Source organism: Haloarchaeobius salinus, from assembly GCF_024464185.1.
Taxonomy (GTDB): Archaea; Halobacteriota; Halobacteria; order Halobacteriales; family Natrialbaceae; genus Haloarchaeobius; species Haloarchaeobius salinus.
In genome coordinates, this window is the sequence record NZ_JANHAU010000003.1 from 280,876 (window position 1) to 296,217 (window position 15,342).

A 15,342-nucleotide genomic window follows, 5' to 3' on the forward strand; every position below is an offset into this window, starting at 1 on the left:
TCCGGCACCTCAGTCCGCCGACTCGTCGTCGCCGTCTGAGAGGCGTTTCGCCAGCAGCCCGGCGAGGATGGAACCGCCGGCCAGCGTCGCGGTGAACCCCGGTGTGCCACCGTCACCGCCGGCGTCGTCGCCGCCGTCCGTCGTTCCCTCGGTCACCATCCCGCCATCGCTCGTTTCCTGGGTCGGGGTGGCCGTCGGCGTCGGCGTGGACGTCGCGGTGTCGGTCCCGGTCCCGTCGTCGGACCCCAGCTCGAGCCCGGTCGTCGACTCGGTGGCCGCCTCCACGGCCGCGTCGTCGAACAGCAGCGGCTTGTACTCGAAGTTCACGAACATCTCGAGCTGGTCGTCGTAGTGGGGATTGGTGGTCCCGTCCGGTGCGACGTACCCCGAGTTGCCCGGCGGCAGGATGTTCTCGGCGGTCGGGTCGTCGCTCATCCGGACGAAGTGGTTCTCGGTACCACGGTTCACCCACGGCATGTCGCCGGCGTCGCCGACGCCGATGGGCATCCCGAACAGCGCGAGGTTGTCGAGCTCGTCGAGTCGGGCCTCGGCACGCCAGCCCGAGACGTCGTCGCCGTACTGGTCCGCCAGCTCGTCACAAGCCGCAGTGAAGGCGTCGACGAACGCCGTCTCGACGCCGTCGGGAGCGTAGTCGGTTCCCAGGTCGAGCGTGGTCTCGTCCGGATTGAGCAGCCGCATCATGGTCCCACGTCCGTACCGGTAGGTGAGGAAGTACGAAGCCGGGCCGTACGCGCCGGGGAAGTCGTCGACGAAGACGTTCTGGAGCATCTTCGGGAACGTCGCGTTCCAGACGGTGTAGCCGACGGGATACTGCCCGGTGAACTCCCCACCTTCGCCCTGTCGGTAGTGGTCCCACTCCGCCACCGCGTCGCGAGCGGCCTGCTGTGTGTCGGTGAGGTTGGCCCCGTCGAGCGCGTCGAGCAGCGCGTCGCGGTACCGGATGCTCCGCAGGTCGACGAACGAGATGTCGTAGACGACGTCCTTCAGGTCGTCGTAGCCGACCGAGCCCGAGGTCTCGAGCTCGTTCTCGACGAGGTTGATGATGCGCTGGACGCGGTGGTCGGTGCCCCAGGAGTAGCTGAGGTCACCGTTGTTCCAGTCCGGTGCTGGCTTGTTGTTCCACTGCGCGGAGTAGCCACGCGGCGGGTTGATGCTGTACGGCACCTCCTCGTCGGCCGCCCGGAGGTAGTCGTCGTCGGTCAGTTCGTACTGCGTGCCGTCGGCAGGGAGGCGGGTGTCCCACTCGACGGACTCGGCGTCCGGGTAGCGCCCGAGGTGGAAGTAGCCGATGTCGCCGTCGTCGCCGGCCCACATGAAGTTGAGCGCGTAGTCGCACTGCCGTGCGGCCTCCCCGTACTCCTCGGCGTTCTCGGCGAACTGTGACTCGTAGAACGCCGCCCACGAGTTCATGTCGCGGCCGGCGTAGGACTTCGTCTGGGCGACGGCCTCGCCGGCGTCGGGGTTCCAGTTCGTGACGACGCCGTGGTGGGTGCGCCGGAGCGTCACCGTCTGGTCCTCGCCCCCGGCGACCGGGATGGTCTGCTCCTCGGCGTACACCTCGCGCTGCTCGCCCCGGAACTCGTAGGTGTCCGGGCCCTCCGCGTTCGTCTGGATCGACTCGACGAACGTCTGGATGCAGTTGTCGATGCCGGCCGTCGAGGTGAACGCACCGTGGTTGTTCCGCCCGAACATGATGAACGGGTAGCCCGCGACGGTGATGCCGGCGACGTCGAAGTCCGGGCCGTGGAGGCCGGCCTCGTACATCACCGACGGCGTCGAGAAGTCCATCTGCGGGCCGCCCATCAGGAGGGCGTCGCCGCTGTCGGTCACGTCGCCCTGCACCGCTAGCGCGTTGCTCCCGTACTTCAGCGGGAGGCCGAGGTCGACGAGTCCTGTCGCGAGCGTCCTGATACGTTCCATCTCGGCTTCGTGCACGGCCGCGGCGTTCGTCGGGATGCGGTAGTCGCCACCGGTGACGCGGTTCGAGGGCGTGTTCTGACGGCCGGTCGCACCGCGCTCTGTCGGCGAGAATCGCCCACCCCCGCTGCCCGCGTCGTCACCGGCCGGGGTGTACGGTGGCTCGTAGACGCCCTCGGGCTGTACACCAGAGGTCGGCGCGCCGGGGTCGTTCCCCCAGTTGAGGTCCTCGAACAGGTCCATCGCCGCCTCCTCGCCCACTTCGGCTGTCAGGAGGTCGAGGGCCGTCGCGCCGAGGGTCTCCAGCTGGAAGCCGCTGAAGTACGCCATGCTGGCGACGTACATCCCGGCGACGTCCTCCTCGTCGAACGGCTCGGGTTCGAAGCCGTTGTCGACGAATCCCCGGTGGAACTCCCGGTCACCGTTCCGGACGGACTCGATGTAACGGTTGATGCCGTCGGCGAACGCTTGAATGACGGCGCGGTTGCCCTGGTCCATCGACTCGAGCTGTTCGCTCAGGCTCGTCTCGGTGAACGTGTTCTGCCGTGCCGCGATGTCGAACTCGACGAAGTCCCGCCCGAACACCTCCGCGACGGTGCCGTGGTAGTAGCGCCGGTAGAGCTCAAGCTGGAACAGCCGGTCCTCGGCGGTCGCGTAGCCGTACCCGAAGAACACCGGCGTCCGGTTCTCGCCGTCACGAGCGTAGATGTGCGGGACGCCATAGCCGTCCCGTCTGATGGTCACCTCGGTGTCCTGTGCCGTCTGTTCGTACGCGAGCGTCGTCTCGCTGACGGCGGCCGCGGTCGCCAGCCCGACGCCGGCCTGCAACACGTTCCGTCGAGAGACTCCACCCGGTGACTGCCATTGGTTGTCACCCATGTAGCGTGCTACCAAGAAACAAGTAGTATAGCTTGGGCCGCCTATGTGGCCACTTTATACGGAAGAACGGAGAGCAGCCTACTCGTGGAGCCCACCGACCTCGGCGTAGAACGACGACTGGAGCGTCTCCGCCATGTCGGGCTCGCGGTCGATGCGCACGTCGAGCACCGTCGGCACGTCGTTCGCTTTCGCCTCCCGGAGCGTCGGCTCCAGGTCGGCCGGGTCGGTGACCCGGTGGCCCTCGCCGCCGAGTGCCTCCGCGACCTGCACGAAGTCGGTGTCGTGGAACTCGACGCCGGGGATGGAGTCGTCCATCTGCCGGACCATGCCGAGGCTCGTGTCGTTGAGTATCACGAACGTCGGCGCGACGCCGTGGTCGACCGCCGTCTCGACCGCGGTCATCGTCATCGTGAAGCCACCGTCGCCGGCGACAGCGATGGCGTCCTTCCCGAGCAGGGCGGCCGTGACCGCCGCGGGGGCCGCCCAGCCCATCCCGCCGACGCCACCGGAGCCGTAGTAGGTGCCGGTGTCGGGCGTCTGGAGGTAGTTGAGCAGCCAGAATCGGTTGTTGCCGGAGTCCGCAGTGACGACGGTGTCGCCGTCGACGACGCTCTCGATGGCCTTGCACGCCCGCTGGGGCATGATGGGCGTCGCGTCGGACTCGCACTCGGGCACGGCGAAGTCATCGCGGGCACCCGCGGCGCGCTCTTTCGCCCAGCCGTTCTCGCTCCCGCCGGCGTCGGCGAGCGCGGCGAGCGACTCGGCGGCGTCGCCGATGAGGCCCACGTCGGCCGGGTACACCCAGCCGGCGTTGCGCGTGTCGATGTCGGCGTGGACGATGGTCTGCTCGTCCGGTCGGATGAACGACGCGGCCTGCCAGTTGGTGTCCATCGGGTTCATCCGGCAGCCCACGACGAGCAGCGTGTCGGCCTCGCTGACCACCTGGTTCGCGCCCTCGTGGCCGAACGAGCCGATGACGCCGGACGCCCGTTCGTGGGTCTCCGGAATCGTCGACTTCCCGAGGTACGAGGTCGCGACGACGGCGTCGTAGGCGTCGGCGACGGCCTGGAGTTCGTCGTAGGCGTCCGCGGCGTGGACGCCGTTGCCCGAGATGATGACCGGTCGCTCGGCGGATTCGAGCGCCTCGACGGCGTCCGCCACGTCGTCGTCGGTCGGCTGTGCCTGCCAGTTCTGTACCTGCCGCTCGTCGTCCCACACCGGCGGGATGGCGTCCTCCGGGAACGCCTCGCTGACGGCGTCGCCGTCGAGGATGACGGCGGTCGGCCCGGGGCGACCAGCGGTCGCGTGCTTGAACGCCAGCTGGGTCGAGCGGACCGTCTCGGTCGGGCTCCGCGGGAACCACCACTCCTTCGTGACCCCGTCGAGGATCTTCGGGAGCGCCAGCCCGCCGTAGTCGCCGCGTGACTGCTGGTACGGCGCGAGCGTCGAGTAGTCGCCGCGCTCGCTGGCCTCCGTGATGGCGACCATCGGCGAGGACGCGAGCCGCGCCTCCATCTGACCCATGTTGCCGAGGCTGCCGACCCACGGTCCCTGTCCCGCGAGGACGCCCGGCTGGCCGGTCATCCGGCCGTACGACTCGGCCATCACGCTCGCCTCGCGCTCGTCGCGCGGGCGGACGACCTGTATCTCGTCGTGGTCGGCGAGCGTCTCGAACACCTCGATGACGCGGCCGCCGGGGTAGCCGAAGACGTACTCGGTGCCGAGCGCGGAGAGCGTCTCGACGACTCGTTCGGCCGTGTTCATTCGTCCCCGCCCATCTGGACGGTCTCGTCGACGTACAGCGTCGGCCCGGCGTCGGGCTTCGCGAAGTTCGCCAGGTCGGCCTGGACCTCCTGTCCGACCTCGGACTCGAACGCGGCCTGCAGGTCGCTCATGTCGTCGAAGTAGAGCTCGACGATGCCGTCGTACTCGCTGCGCTCGGGCGCGGTCGGGACGCTGGTCGCGTACTTGTTCGCGTTGGGCAGCTGCTTCGCCAGCGGAACGTGTTCCTCGTACCAGTACTCCACGAACTCCTCGTGCGACAGGTCGTCCTGCCTGACGAGGAGGTTGACGAGCTTCACCATAACGGTCGGAACGACGCCCGGCCCGCCCTTGGCTCTACCGGTGGGGGAAACCTGCCGGGGGCGCGTGAGCTTTTGTACCTCGCCGTCTCACTGGACGGTATGACGGAACTGAAGCGACCGACTGCCCGAACGTGCGAGCGGTGCGGCCGACAGGAGCGCTGGGACGACGACAGCGAGTCCTGGCGCGTGGCCGACGGCGAGGTTGGCGAACGGTTCTGCATCCACGAGTGGGACATCAACGGCACGTTCAACCCCGTCGCAGAGTAGTCGAACGGGCTGAAATCCCGATTTCAGCTTACAGAAGGCCGTTATGGTCTCCTGTCGTCCGTCCGAGCATGAAGCGACGCGCCCTCCTCGCGACCGTCGGTGCGGCCTCGGCCTCGCTCGCCGGCTGTACCGGACTGCTGGACGACGATGGCACCGACGACGACAGCGACACCGACGACACGCCGACCGACGGGACCACGTCCGGTGGCGTGAACACGCCCCACGACCTCTACCTCGCGAACCTCCACGAGGAGACGCTGCGCATCCACGTGGAACTCAGACGAACCGACACCGACGAGACAGTCGTCTCGGGGACGTACGAACTCGACGACGGGCAGGCGGCCGAGTTCGAGAACGTCGCCGGCTGGGACGGCGAGTACGAGGTGACGGCCACGCTGCAGACCGACGCCACCGCGACGTACGACTGGCTGACCCAGTCCTGCCCGAACGACGGCCACTCCCGGAACGCGAGCCTCCGCGTCGGCGGCGACGACGGCGACGATGACGGGTTCTCGTTCGTCGTGGACGAGTGCGACGCCATCGTCGCCGGAACGGCCGCGTCGGCGGGACCCGCGGAGAGCTTCAGGGTCGAGGACGGAGACGGAACGACGGGCGCCTGACACTCGACCTGCCCATCCCCCGTCGTTTTTGCCCCGGGCCGCGCAGGCACGGGTATGCCGACCGTCTACGTCACCGCGCCACCCGATGCGGCAGCCGACCTCGCGAGCCAGCTCGTCGAGGAGCGCCTCGCGGCCTGCGTCAACCGCGTTCGCTGCCGGTCGACGTACCGCTGGGAGGACGAGGTCCACCGCGACGACGAGGAGATCCTCCTCGCGAAGACGACCGACGGGGCCTGCGACGAGCTGATGGCGCGGGCCGAGGAGCTGCACCCCTACGACGTGCCCTGTATCGAGCGGTTCGACGTGACCGACGCCACGGGACCGTTCGAGGAGTGGCTCGATTCCGCGGTCGAGGTCGGGGAGAGCTGACCGCCAACGGCCGCACTGCGACGGTCGTCTCGACGAAACGCGGCGGGTACCCGTGGGTGTGCTATGCCAGCGTGACCCACCCGGCGTCGAAAGACAATCCTTAAAACTCGCGCACGGATTCGTTCACGCATGGCTGGAACCATCGAAGTGCTCGTTCCGGGTGGCCAGGCCAACCCTGGCCCGCCGCTCGGTCCCGAGCTCGGTCCGACACCCGTCGACGTGCAGGCAGTCGTGAGTCAGATCAACGAGGAGACCGCCCCGTTCGACGGCACGGAAGTGCCCGTCACCGTCGAGTACGACGACGACGGCAGCTTCACCATCGAGGTCGGCGTCCCGCCGACCGCGGAGCTCATCAAGGACGAGGCCGGCTTCGACACCGGCAGCGGCGAACCCCAGGAGAACTTCGTCGCCGACCTCACCGTCGAACAGGTCAAGCAGATCGCCGACCAGAAGCAGTCGGACCTGCTCTCCTACGACCTGAAGAACGCCGCGAAGGAGGTCGTCGGCACGTGCACCTCGCTCGGTGTCACCATCGAGGGCGAGAACCCGCGCGAGTTCAAGCAGCGCATCGACGACGGCGAGTACGACGACGTATTTGCGGCCGAAGCGTCAGCGTAGGCCGCGAAGGCTCGTCGCTCGACCGGCGCTGGATTTTCCGAAGCGGTAGCGAACGGAGAGCGGGGCATCTATCGGGCGACTACGGAGACCCCAGCGACCGTCCCTGTGTACCCCCCGTGTACGCCCGAGAGGACCCGTACTTCGACGGCTTTAAGTTTCGGCTGGGCTTCGGTCGAGACGAGACAGGCTTCGCCTGTTTCACTGACCCGTAGGAGCACTACGCGTACTACGGAGGTGAACGATGGCAGACCAGGATATAGTCACAGCAGTCTCTCGCGCACTCGAGGACGGCCCGCAGCGGAACTTCCGCGAAACGGTCGATCTCGCGATCAACCTGCGCGACCTTGACCTCAACGACCCGTCGAAACGTATCGACGAGTCCGTCGTGTTGCCGTCGGGCACCGGTCAGGAAACCCAGATCGTAGTCTTCGCCGAGGGCGAAACCGCCCTCCGAGCCGAGGACGTCGCCGACGAAGTGTTCGGCGGAGACGGTCTGGCGGACCTGGGCGGTGACGACGACGCCGCGAAGGACCTCGCCGACGAAACAGACTTCTTCATCGCAGAGGAGGACATGATGCAGGACGTCGCTCGTCACCTTGGGACCATCCTCGGTCCGCGAGGGAAGATGCCGACACCGCTCGGCCTCGACGAGGACGTCGTGGAGACCGTCAACCGCATGAAGAACACCGTCCAGCTCCGGAGCCGTGACCGGCGGACGTTCCACACCCGTGTCGGTGCAGAGGACATGGGTGCGGACGACATCGCCGACAACATCGACGTCATCATCCGGCGGCTGGAGGCCAACCTCGAGAAGGGCCCCCTCAACATCGACTCCATCTACGTGAAGACGACGATGGGGCCGTCCGTGGAGGTGAGCGCATAATGAGCGCCGGAGCCGAGCGCAAGACCGAGAACCTTCCGCAGTGGAAGGTCGAGGAGGTCGACGAGCTGGTCGAGATGATCGAGTCCTTCCAGAGCGTCGGCGTCGTCAACGTCGCGGGCATCCCGAGCCGACAGCTCCAGGCGATGCGCGCGGACCTCTACCCGGACACGAAGCTCCGGATGAGCCGGAACACGCTGCTCGAGCGTGCGCTCGACGAGGTCGACGAGGGCATCGAAGGCCTCACCGAGCACATCGAGGGCCAGGTCGGCCTCATCGGCACGGACGACAACCCGTTCGCGCTGTACAAGGTGCTCGAGGCGAGCAAGACGCCCGCACCCATCAACGCTGGCGAAGTCGCGCCGAACGACATCGTCATCCCGGAGGGCGACACCGGTGTCGACCCGGGGCCGTTCGTCGGCGAACTCCAGCAGGTCGGTGCGGCCGCACGCATCCAGGACGGGTCCATCCACGTCACGGAGGACTCGAACGTTCTGAGCGCGGGCGAGGAGGTCTCTGACGGGCTCGCGAACGTCCTGAGCGAACTCGGCATCGAGCCGAAGGAGGTCGGGCTCGACCTGCGCGCCGTCTACTCCGACGGCGTCATGTTCGACCCGGAGGACCTCGACATCGACATCGAGGCCTACCGCAGCGACGTGTCCACCGCAGCGGCACGCGCACGCAACCTCTCCGTCAACGCGTCCTACCCGACGACGGCCACCGTGCCGACGCTCATCGCGAAGGCGACGGGCGAGGCCAAGAGCCTCGGCCTGCACGCCTCCGTCGAGAGCCCGGAGCTCGTGGACGACCTCGTCCGCAAGGCCGACGGGCAGGTCCGCGCGCTCGCGGCAGCGTTCGACGACCCCGAGGCGCTTCCGGAGGAGCTGCAGGACATCGAAGCGCCTGCAGCGACCGAGGAGGCGGAGACCGAAGCCGAAGACGAATCGGACGACGACCAAGACACCACCGAGGAAGCTGACGCCGACGACGCCGACGAAGACGACGGCGACGACGAGGACGGCGCGGCGGGCCTCGGAAACATGTTCGGATAACTACAATGGAGTACGTTTACGCAGCACTCATCCTGAACGAATCGGGCGAAGAGATCAACGAAGAGAACCTCACCGCGGTGCTCGACGCAGCGGGCGTCGACGTCGAGGAGTCGCGCGTCAAGGCGCTCGTCGCAGCGCTCGAGGACGTCGACATCGACGAGGCCGTCTCGGAGGCGGCCGCAGTCCCCGCCGGCGGCGCGGCCGCAGGCGGCGCTGCCCCGGCCGACGAGGGCGGCGACGACGAGGGTGGCGACGAGGACGAGGAGGAGGTCTCCGACGTGCCGGACACGACGGACGACGACGATGACGACGACGACGTCTCCGACGAGGGTGCCGAGGGTCTCGGCGGCCTCTTCGGCTGAAGTCGCGCCACAGCAATCGAGCTTTCTTTCGACGCAGCCACCGATGAGCGGCGGCTGTCGCGACCGCCGAAGGCCGACGTTCATATACCGGGACGACACCAGAGTCGGCGATGGACCCCCTGTCGACCGTCGGAGTGCTCGTCACCACCGGCGTCCTCGCCGACGTGCGCCTGCTGGCGTGCGTCTTCGCGGGCGTCTGCCTCGGCACGGCGAGCGGGTTGACGCCGGGGCTGCACGCCAACAACTTCGCGCTGCTGCTGGCGGCGGTGGCACCGTCTGTACCGGCACCGGCGTCCTGCGTCGTCGCGGCGATGCTGGCCGCCGGGGTGGTCCACACGTTCCTCGACGTGGTGCCGGCACTCGCCCTGGGGGTGCCCGACGCGGCGATGGCGGCGTCGGCGTTGCCGGGTCATCGACTCGTCCTGGGTGGTCGGGGGCGCGAGGCGCTCCGGCTGTCGGCCATCGGGAGCGGGACCGCGCTCGTGGTCGCCGCGCTGCTCGCCGTCCCGCTGACGGAGGTGATGACGGCGGTGTACCCCACCCTGCTCGCGCACCTCTCGCTGGTGCTCGCCGTGGTCGTCGTCCTGACCCTGCTCGTCGAGCCGTCGTGGTGGCCCCGCCTCGCGGGACTCGCCGTCCTCGGGCTGTCCGGTGCGCTCGGGGCGGTCGCGCTGCCGATGGAGCCCGGTGCACCGCTCCCGGCGAGCGTGTTGACGCCGCTGTTCGCGGGGCTGTTCGGCGCGCCGGTGTTGCTCGACGCGATGGACGGTGGCGGCGTCCCACCGCAGGCCGACGCCCGGCTGCTCGTGGAGCGGCGGTCGGTGGGCGTCGCGGCCGGCACGGGTGCGCTCGCTGGTGGAGCCGTCGGCTACCTGCCCGGCGTGTCGAGCGCCATCGCGGCGACGGCGGCGCTGGCGGGGCTGCCCGCGGACACGGGTGACCGGGGCTACGTCGTGGCAACGAGCGGCGTCAACACTGCCAACGGCGTCTTTGCGCTGTTCGCTCTGGTCGCGCTCGGCTCCCCACGGACCGGCGTGCTCGTGGCGGTCGACCGGGTGGGCGGCGTCCCGTCGCTCCCGGTCGCGCTGGCGGCGGTCGTCGTCGCCGGGGCGGCCGGGACGGTGCTCGTCGTGACGGTGGGGGACCGCTATCTGGCGCTCGTGGGGCGTGCGGACTCGCGTCGACTCTCGGTCGCGGCGCTCTGTCTGCTCGCCGTCCTCTCGGTCGCGTTCGCGGGTCCCACCGGCGTGGTGCTGTTCGCCGCCGCGACGCTCGTCGGACTGGTCCCCGTTCGGCTGCGTACACGGCGGGTGTACTGCATGGGCGTGCTGCTCGTCCCCCTGGCGCTGTAGGGTCGAAAGACAACCGTTAAAACCGACGGGCGGGAAACTTGCGGTATGAGCGAGTCGAACCAACGCGCCCGGCGCACCTGCGTCTCCTGTGGGATCAACATCTCCGGGACGAACGCAGCCGCGTTCAAGTGCCCGGACTGTGGTGCGCAGATCTACCGCTGCGCGAAGTGCCGCAAGCAGAGCAACCTGTACAACTGTCCCGACTGCGGGTTCGAGGGGCCGTAACCATGGGGAAGGTAGCAGCCAAGATCAAGGTCATGCCGAACAGCCCGGACATCGACCTGGACGAGCTCCAGGAGCGTCTGGAGAACTCCCTGCCGGAGGGCGCGAAGATCAACGGCGTCGAGCGCAACGACGTCGCGTTCGGTCTCGTCGCGCTGTTCCCGACCGTCATCGTGCCGGACGACGCGGGTGGCACGGAGGCCGTCGAGGAGGCGTTCGACGGTGTCGAGGGCGTCGAGTCCGTCTCCGTCGAGAACGTCGGCCGCATCTGAGTTCGGCCCGGCCGCGGTTCGTTTTCGGTCACCGCGCGGTGACCAGCCGTTCGTACCGTAGCGACGGCACCGCCGCTGTCAGCGAGCGAAGACACGACGCCAGAGGAGGTCGATGGCGACGACGCCCACGTAGGAACCGACGGTCATGACGAGGAACGTCGCCATCGCCCCCTCGAGTGTCTCGACGCCGAGGACGCCGACCCCGAGGAGGTCCGCGATGACCGACACAGCCGCGATGGTGACGACGAACAGGAACAGCCGTGGGTCGACGAGCTCGTCGACGATATCAGCCCGCCCCGGTGGTGTGGAGTCGGACACGGTCACGTCCGTAGTTCGTCGTAGATGGTGGCGATGCGGTCCGTGTCGGCGTCGGCGGTGCCGCCGTGGTAGCAGTGCGTGGTCTCGACGTCGAGTTCGGCGAGGCGGCCGACGGACTCGACGGCGACGTCCATCTCCGGCGTGAAGTGCGGTTTCGGACCGCCGAACGCGTCCGGACCCTCGTTGTCGTTCGTCACGGCGTCGCCGGCGACGAGGAAGCGGTGGTCGGGAAAGTACAGCGAGACGTGGCCGGGCGAGTGACCGGGCGTCTCGACGACCCACATCGGACCGGCGGCGGTGTGGAACGTCTCGCCGCCGGTGAGTTCGAGGTCGACGGTGGCCGGCGGGTACCGCTCGTCGTCGGAGTCCGTCTTGACGGGATGTCGGCGGCCGTCGACGTACGGTGCCTCGTCCTCGTGCGTGGCGACGATGAGCGGGGTCTCGCCCTCGAGTTCGGTGAGGCCCGCGGCGTGGTCGCCGTCGTGGTGGGTGAGCAGCACCATGGAGACGTCGGCGAGCGAGAGCCCAGCCTCCGCGAGTGCGTCACCGAGCTGGTCCGTCGCGCCGGGCAGGCCCACGTCCAGCAGGACGACGCCGTGGTCCGTCTCGACGGCGGCCGGGTGGACGGTGAGCTCGCGACCACCGAACTCGAACTCGAACGTGAGCGTGTGGACGCCCTCGGGTGTCATGTGTCGAACTGCGACCGCGAGGAGGAAAGCCGTTGTGCCGACGACGGTCAGTCGCCGTCGTGGCGGGCCGCTCAGAGCCCGGCGGCGTCGAACGCCTGCTGGAGGTCGGCGGTGAGGTCGTCGACGTGCTCGATGCCGACGCTTGCGCGGATGAGCCCGTCGGTGAGTCCGGCCTCGAGGCGTTCCTCCTTCGGGATCGCGGCGTGGGTCATCGCGGCGGGCTGTTCGATGAGGCTCTCGACGCCGCCGAGGGATTCGGCGAGGGTGAACACCTCGGTCGCGCTCACGACGGTGCTGGCCTGTTCGAGCGTCCCGTCGACCTCGAAGCTGAGCATCCCGCCGAAGTCGTCCATCTGTTCGGCGGCGATGTCGTGACCCGGGTGGTCCTCGAGTCCGGGGTAGAACACCTCGGAGACGGCCGGGTGGTCGGCGAGCCAGTCCGCGATGGCGCGGGCGTTCTCGCAGTGGCGGTCCATCCGCACCGGCAGGGTCTTGGTCCCGCGGAGCACGAGGAAGCAGTCGTGCGGGCCGGGCGTCGCGCCGACCGAGTTCTGGTAGAAGCCGATGCGCTCGTCGAGGTCCTCGTCGTCCGTGACGAGTGCGCCGCCGACCACGTCGGAGTGGCCGCCGAGGTACTTCGTCAGCGAGTGGCTCACGATGTCCGCGCCGTGTTCGAGCGGTCGCTGGAGGTACGGCGTCGCGAACGTGTTGTCGATTGCACAGAGTGCGTCGTGGTCGTGGGCGATGTCGGCCGCGCCCTGGATGTCGACGATGGACATGAGCGGGTTCGTCGGGGTCTCCAGCCAGAGCAACTCGGTCTCGTCCCGCATCGCGGCCTCGATGGCGTCGAGGTCGGTCATGTCCACGAAGGAGAACTCGAGGTCGTAGTCCTCGTACACCTGCGTGAAGATACGGTGGGTGCCACCGTAGACGTCCTCGCCGGTGACGACGTGATCGCCGGCTTCGAGCAGGTTCAGGACGGTGTTGATGGAGCCCATCCCGGAGGAGAAGCAGCGGCCGAACTCACCGCCCTCGAGGCTCGCGAGGTTGGCCTCGAGGTCGGTGCGTGTCGGGTTCGCGGTGCGTGAGTACTCGTAGCCGCGGTGCTCGCCCGGGCCGTCCTGCTCGTAGGTGGAGTTCGCGTAGATGGGCGTCATGAGTGCGCCGGTCTCCTCGTCGGGTTCCTGTCCGGCGTGGATGGAGCGCGTCTCGATGTGGAAAGCGTCGTCGTCGTCCATACCGGTGGCATCGACCCGCTGACTGGTTACTCTTGCGTTGGGCGGCTACAGCTCGAGGCGCATCTCCAGTTCGCCGTGCCCGACGTACTCGCCCTCGAAGCCCATCGACCGGTAGAGGTTGAGTGCGGGCCGGTTTCGCGACTCGACGTAGAGCGTGATCGCGGAGATGCCGTAGCCACCGGCCACCCAGCAGCAGCGTTCGAGCATGCGAGTTCCGAGACGGGCGTGCTGGAAGCTGTCGAGGACGAAGATGGCGAGTTCGTGGGCGTCCTCGTCGCGTGCCTCCACGAGCACCGCGTGACCGACGACCCGGCCGTCGTGGCGCGCGACGACGTGCAGGCCCTCCCGGAGGTTGTCGAGCCAGCTCCGGACGTTGTCGCTGCCGAGCGGCGGCAGGCCGTGGGCCCGGTCGGTGGGGTCGAACGCGTCGTACATCTCGACGAGAGCCCCGTACGTTTCGTCCGAGAGCCCGTGGCCGATGGAGAGCTGGATGTAGCGGCCGCGGGCGTCGAGGAACGACTTCGGTGGACGGTCGGACGCTCTGGACGGCTCCGGGACGTAGTGTTCGTCCGAGCGTCCACATTCTGGAGCAGATAGTTTCGTTTTGACCATCGTATTCGCCTGGTAGTCGATATTCGGTGGCGTTTAATACCTTTTTGTTGCTATATGTCGAAAGTGATTGGAGTGAGGGGACGTCCTCCAACTGTTTAATGACGTTAAACAGGATGTCACGACGGCCGCGTCACGTCTCGGCGTCGATGGACGACCTCGCGTGTGCGCCGCCGCGGCCCGATGACCGGCCGGCCGCGTCTCCGAGCCGAATCCGGGCGTTTCGGCAGTCGAACAACGTGCGATTTATAACGGCGACGAGACAAGGGAGGTGTACGACTATGCCCAACTCCAACGGACCCATGAAGAACACGCGGAACAAGCTCAAGAACCACCCGCGCGAGCGGGGCACATCGCCGCCGCAGCGCGCGATCCAGGAGTACGACGAGGGCCAGAAGGTCCACCTGAAGATCGACCCCTCGGTCCAGAAGGGTCGCTACCACCCGCGCTTCGACGGCCAGACCGGCGAGGTCGTCGGCAAACAGGGCTCCGCGTTCAAGGTCCAGATCACGGACGGCGGCAAGGAGAAGACCCTCATCGTCGCCGCAGCACACCTCACGGCCCAGCAGTAATCGCATGACGATCTTCAAAGAAAAGCTCGACGAGGAGTACGTGACAGTCCCGAAGGTCAAGGAGCTCCTCGCCGATATCGAGGAGGACAGGGCCCTCGACGAGGACCGCGAGATGCAGTACGAGCTGGCGCGGGCCATCGAGCACGTCAACCGCTTCGCCGTGCTCGAGGTCGAGGAAGCACAGGAGCTGGTCGACGAACTGCAGGAGCTCGAGAAGGTCGACGAGGCGACGGCGTACAAGATCGCGAACCTGCTCCCGCAGGACCGCACGGAGCTGCGCTCGGTGTACGCCCAGGAGCGCTACACGCTCGACGGCGACGAGCTGGACGAGATCCTCAACGTCGTCGCGAAGTACGCGTAAGCCGGGCACCACGTCGCCATCTTTTAAATACGCGCCTCCCCTACCTTGTAGCTAGAATGAGCGATTCCGAACGCGAGGAGGAGGCGTCGGTCCACGCCGTCGTCCTCGACATCTTCCCCAACGGCCGTTCGAGCGACGGGCGGGCCGGATACGACCGGGAGCCCCTGGCCTACGCCATCGGGACCCGCGACTTCCGCCTGTTCGAGGTCGTCTTCTCGGAGACGCCCGACGTGGCCATCGACGACGAGGTGGCCGTCGAACCGCCAGGCGAGACGGTGAAGCGGGTCCGTAACGTCGAGTTCGACGACCTCTCCTCGGGTGCGCAGTCTGAGCTCGAGTACGTCGTCGCCGAGATGGTCGAGGCCGACGAGGGCCGGTTCGTGTCGTTCTACAACGACGCACAGCCGATCACCCTCCGGCTCCACCAGCTGAACCTCCTGCCCGGCATCGGGAAGAAGCTCCGGAACAGCATCCTCGACGAACGCAAGCGCAAGCCCTTCGAGAGCTTCGACGAGCTAGAGGAGCGGGTCGCCGGCCTGCACGACCCGGAGGGCATCCTCGCCGAGCGCATCCTGGAGGAGCTGCGCGACGACGACCTGAAGTACAAGGCGTTCGTCGGCCGGAGCGACGAGTAGGCGGC

The 15,342-nt window shown here is 68.0% G+C and carries 20 protein-coding genes; 13 read left to right on the plus strand and 7 right to left on the minus strand.

What is annotated here, in order from left to right:
* Positions 1-9 precede the first annotated feature (9 nt).
* The 3 genes from NO345_RS13885 to NO345_RS13895 form a co-directional block, all read right to left on the minus strand.
* A complete protein-coding gene (locus NO345_RS13885; protein WP_256300136.1) occupies positions 10-2,817 on the minus strand; it encodes a penicillin acylase family protein in 2,808 nt (935 codons plus the stop codon).
* Positions 2,818-2,895: 78 nt separating this feature from the next.
* Entirely contained in the window at positions 2,896-4,581 is a 1,686-nt protein-coding gene (locus NO345_RS13890) for a thiamine pyrophosphate-binding protein (RefSeq protein WP_256300137.1), read from the minus strand.
* Positions 4,578-4,901: an EthD family reductase gene (locus NO345_RS13895; protein ID WP_256300138.1), complete on the minus strand. Its 324-nt coding sequence runs from the start codon at positions 4,899-4,901 to the stop codon at positions 4,578-4,580. The genes NO345_RS13890 and NO345_RS13895 overlap by 4 nt, the downstream gene beginning before the upstream one ends.
* A 99-nt stretch (positions 4,902-5,000) precedes the next feature.
* Between NO345_RS13895 and NO345_RS13900 the strand changes: the two genes are divergently transcribed.
* The 10 genes from NO345_RS13900 (at position 5,001) to NO345_RS13945 (ending at position 10,915) form a co-directional block, all read left to right on the plus strand.
* On the plus strand, positions 5,001-5,168 hold the full coding sequence (locus NO345_RS13900) for an HEWD family protein (protein ID WP_256300140.1): 168 nt from the start codon (positions 5,001-5,003) through the stop codon (positions 5,166-5,168).
* 68 nt (positions 5,169-5,236) lie between these two features.
* The gene (locus NO345_RS13905; protein WP_256300142.1) at positions 5,237-5,788 is read left to right on the plus strand and encodes an Ig-like domain-containing protein; all 552 of its coding nucleotides are present in this window, start codon (positions 5,237-5,239) and stop codon (positions 5,786-5,788) included.
* 54 nt (positions 5,789-5,842) lie between these two features.
* On the plus strand, positions 5,843-6,157 hold the full coding sequence (gene cutA, locus NO345_RS13910) for a divalent-cation tolerance protein CutA (RefSeq protein WP_256300144.1): 315 nt from the start codon (positions 5,843-5,845) through the stop codon (positions 6,155-6,157).
* A 129-nt stretch (positions 6,158-6,286) separates the two neighbouring features.
* Entirely contained in the window at positions 6,287-6,775 is a 489-nt protein-coding gene (locus tag NO345_RS13915; RefSeq protein WP_256300145.1) for a 50S ribosomal protein L11, read from the plus strand.
* Between the two features lie 241 nt (positions 6,776-7,016).
* Positions 7,017-7,658 (plus strand): 50S ribosomal protein L1, encoded by a 642-nt coding sequence (locus NO345_RS13920; RefSeq protein ID WP_256300147.1) that lies wholly within the window; start codon positions 7,017-7,019, stop codon positions 7,656-7,658.
* On the plus strand, positions 7,658-8,707 hold the full coding sequence (locus tag NO345_RS13925; protein ID WP_256300149.1) for a 50S ribosomal protein L10: 1,050 nt from the start codon (positions 7,658-7,660) through the stop codon (positions 8,705-8,707). The genes NO345_RS13920 and NO345_RS13925 overlap by 1 nt, the downstream gene beginning before the upstream one ends.
* 5 nt (positions 8,708-8,712) lie before the next feature.
* On the plus strand, positions 8,713-9,069 hold the full coding sequence (gene rpl12p, locus NO345_RS13930; protein ID WP_256300150.1) for a 50S ribosomal protein P1: 357 nt from the start codon (positions 8,713-8,715) through the stop codon (positions 9,067-9,069).
* A gap of 110 nt (positions 9,070-9,179) precedes the next feature.
* The gene (locus tag NO345_RS13935) at positions 9,180-10,421 is read left to right on the plus strand and encodes a tripartite tricarboxylate transporter permease (RefSeq protein WP_256300151.1); all 1,242 of its coding nucleotides are present in this window, start codon (positions 9,180-9,182) and stop codon (positions 10,419-10,421) included.
* A gap of 45 nt (positions 10,422-10,466) precedes the next feature.
* Positions 10,467-10,646 carry an HVO_2753 family zinc finger protein gene (locus NO345_RS13940; RefSeq protein WP_089731760.1) on the plus strand — a complete coding sequence of 60 codons (180 nt, stop codon included), beginning with the start codon at positions 10,467-10,469 and terminating at the stop codon, positions 10,644-10,646.
* Positions 10,647-10,648: 2 nt separating this feature from the next.
* The gene (locus NO345_RS13945) at positions 10,649-10,915 is read left to right on the plus strand and encodes an elongation factor 1-beta (RefSeq protein WP_256300152.1); all 267 of its coding nucleotides are present in this window, start codon (positions 10,649-10,651) and stop codon (positions 10,913-10,915) included.
* 78 nt (positions 10,916-10,993) lie between these two features.
* Here the strand turns inward: NO345_RS13945 and NO345_RS13950 are convergent, their stop codons facing one another.
* The 4 genes from NO345_RS13950 to NO345_RS13965 all read right to left on the minus strand — a co-directional run bounded on the left by NO345_RS13950 (position 10,994) and on the right by NO345_RS13965 (position 13,772).
* Positions 10,994-11,233, minus strand: a complete 240-nt coding sequence (locus NO345_RS13950; RefSeq protein ID WP_256300154.1) for a hypothetical protein — start codon at positions 11,231-11,233, stop codon at positions 10,994-10,996.
* Positions 11,234-11,235: 2 nt separating this feature from the next.
* Positions 11,236-11,922, minus strand: a complete 687-nt coding sequence (locus NO345_RS13955; protein ID WP_256300156.1) for an MBL fold metallo-hydrolase — start codon at positions 11,920-11,922, stop codon at positions 11,236-11,238.
* Positions 11,923-11,993: 71 nt separating this feature from the next.
* On the minus strand, positions 11,994-13,160 hold the full coding sequence (locus NO345_RS13960) for a cystathionine gamma-synthase (protein ID WP_256300158.1): 1,167 nt from the start codon (positions 13,158-13,160) through the stop codon (positions 11,994-11,996).
* 45 nt (positions 13,161-13,205) lie between these two features.
* The gene (locus tag NO345_RS13965; protein WP_256300159.1) at positions 13,206-13,772 is read right to left on the minus strand and encodes a GNAT family N-acetyltransferase; all 567 of its coding nucleotides are present in this window, start codon (positions 13,770-13,772) and stop codon (positions 13,206-13,208) included.
* A 278-nt stretch (positions 13,773-14,050) separates the two neighbouring features.
* On the opposite strand from NO345_RS13965, the gene NO345_RS13970 reads away from it, so the two are divergent.
* The 3 genes from NO345_RS13970 to NO345_RS13980 are packed head-to-tail and all read left to right on the plus strand — an operon-like array spanning position 14,051 to position 15,337.
* Positions 14,051-14,341, plus strand: a complete 291-nt coding sequence (locus tag NO345_RS13970; protein WP_256300160.1) for a 50S ribosomal protein L21e — start codon at positions 14,051-14,053, stop codon at positions 14,339-14,341.
* 4 nt (positions 14,342-14,345) lie between these two features.
* Positions 14,346-14,702 carry an RNA polymerase Rpb4 family protein gene (locus tag NO345_RS13975; RefSeq protein ID WP_256300161.1) on the plus strand — a complete coding sequence of 119 codons (357 nt, stop codon included), beginning with the start codon at positions 14,346-14,348 and terminating at the stop codon, positions 14,700-14,702.
* Between the two features lie 56 nt (positions 14,703-14,758).
* On the plus strand, positions 14,759-15,337 hold the full coding sequence (locus NO345_RS13980) for a DUF655 domain-containing protein (protein WP_256300162.1): 579 nt from the start codon (positions 14,759-14,761) through the stop codon (positions 15,335-15,337).
* The last annotated feature ends 5 nt before the right edge of the window (positions 15,338-15,342 follow it).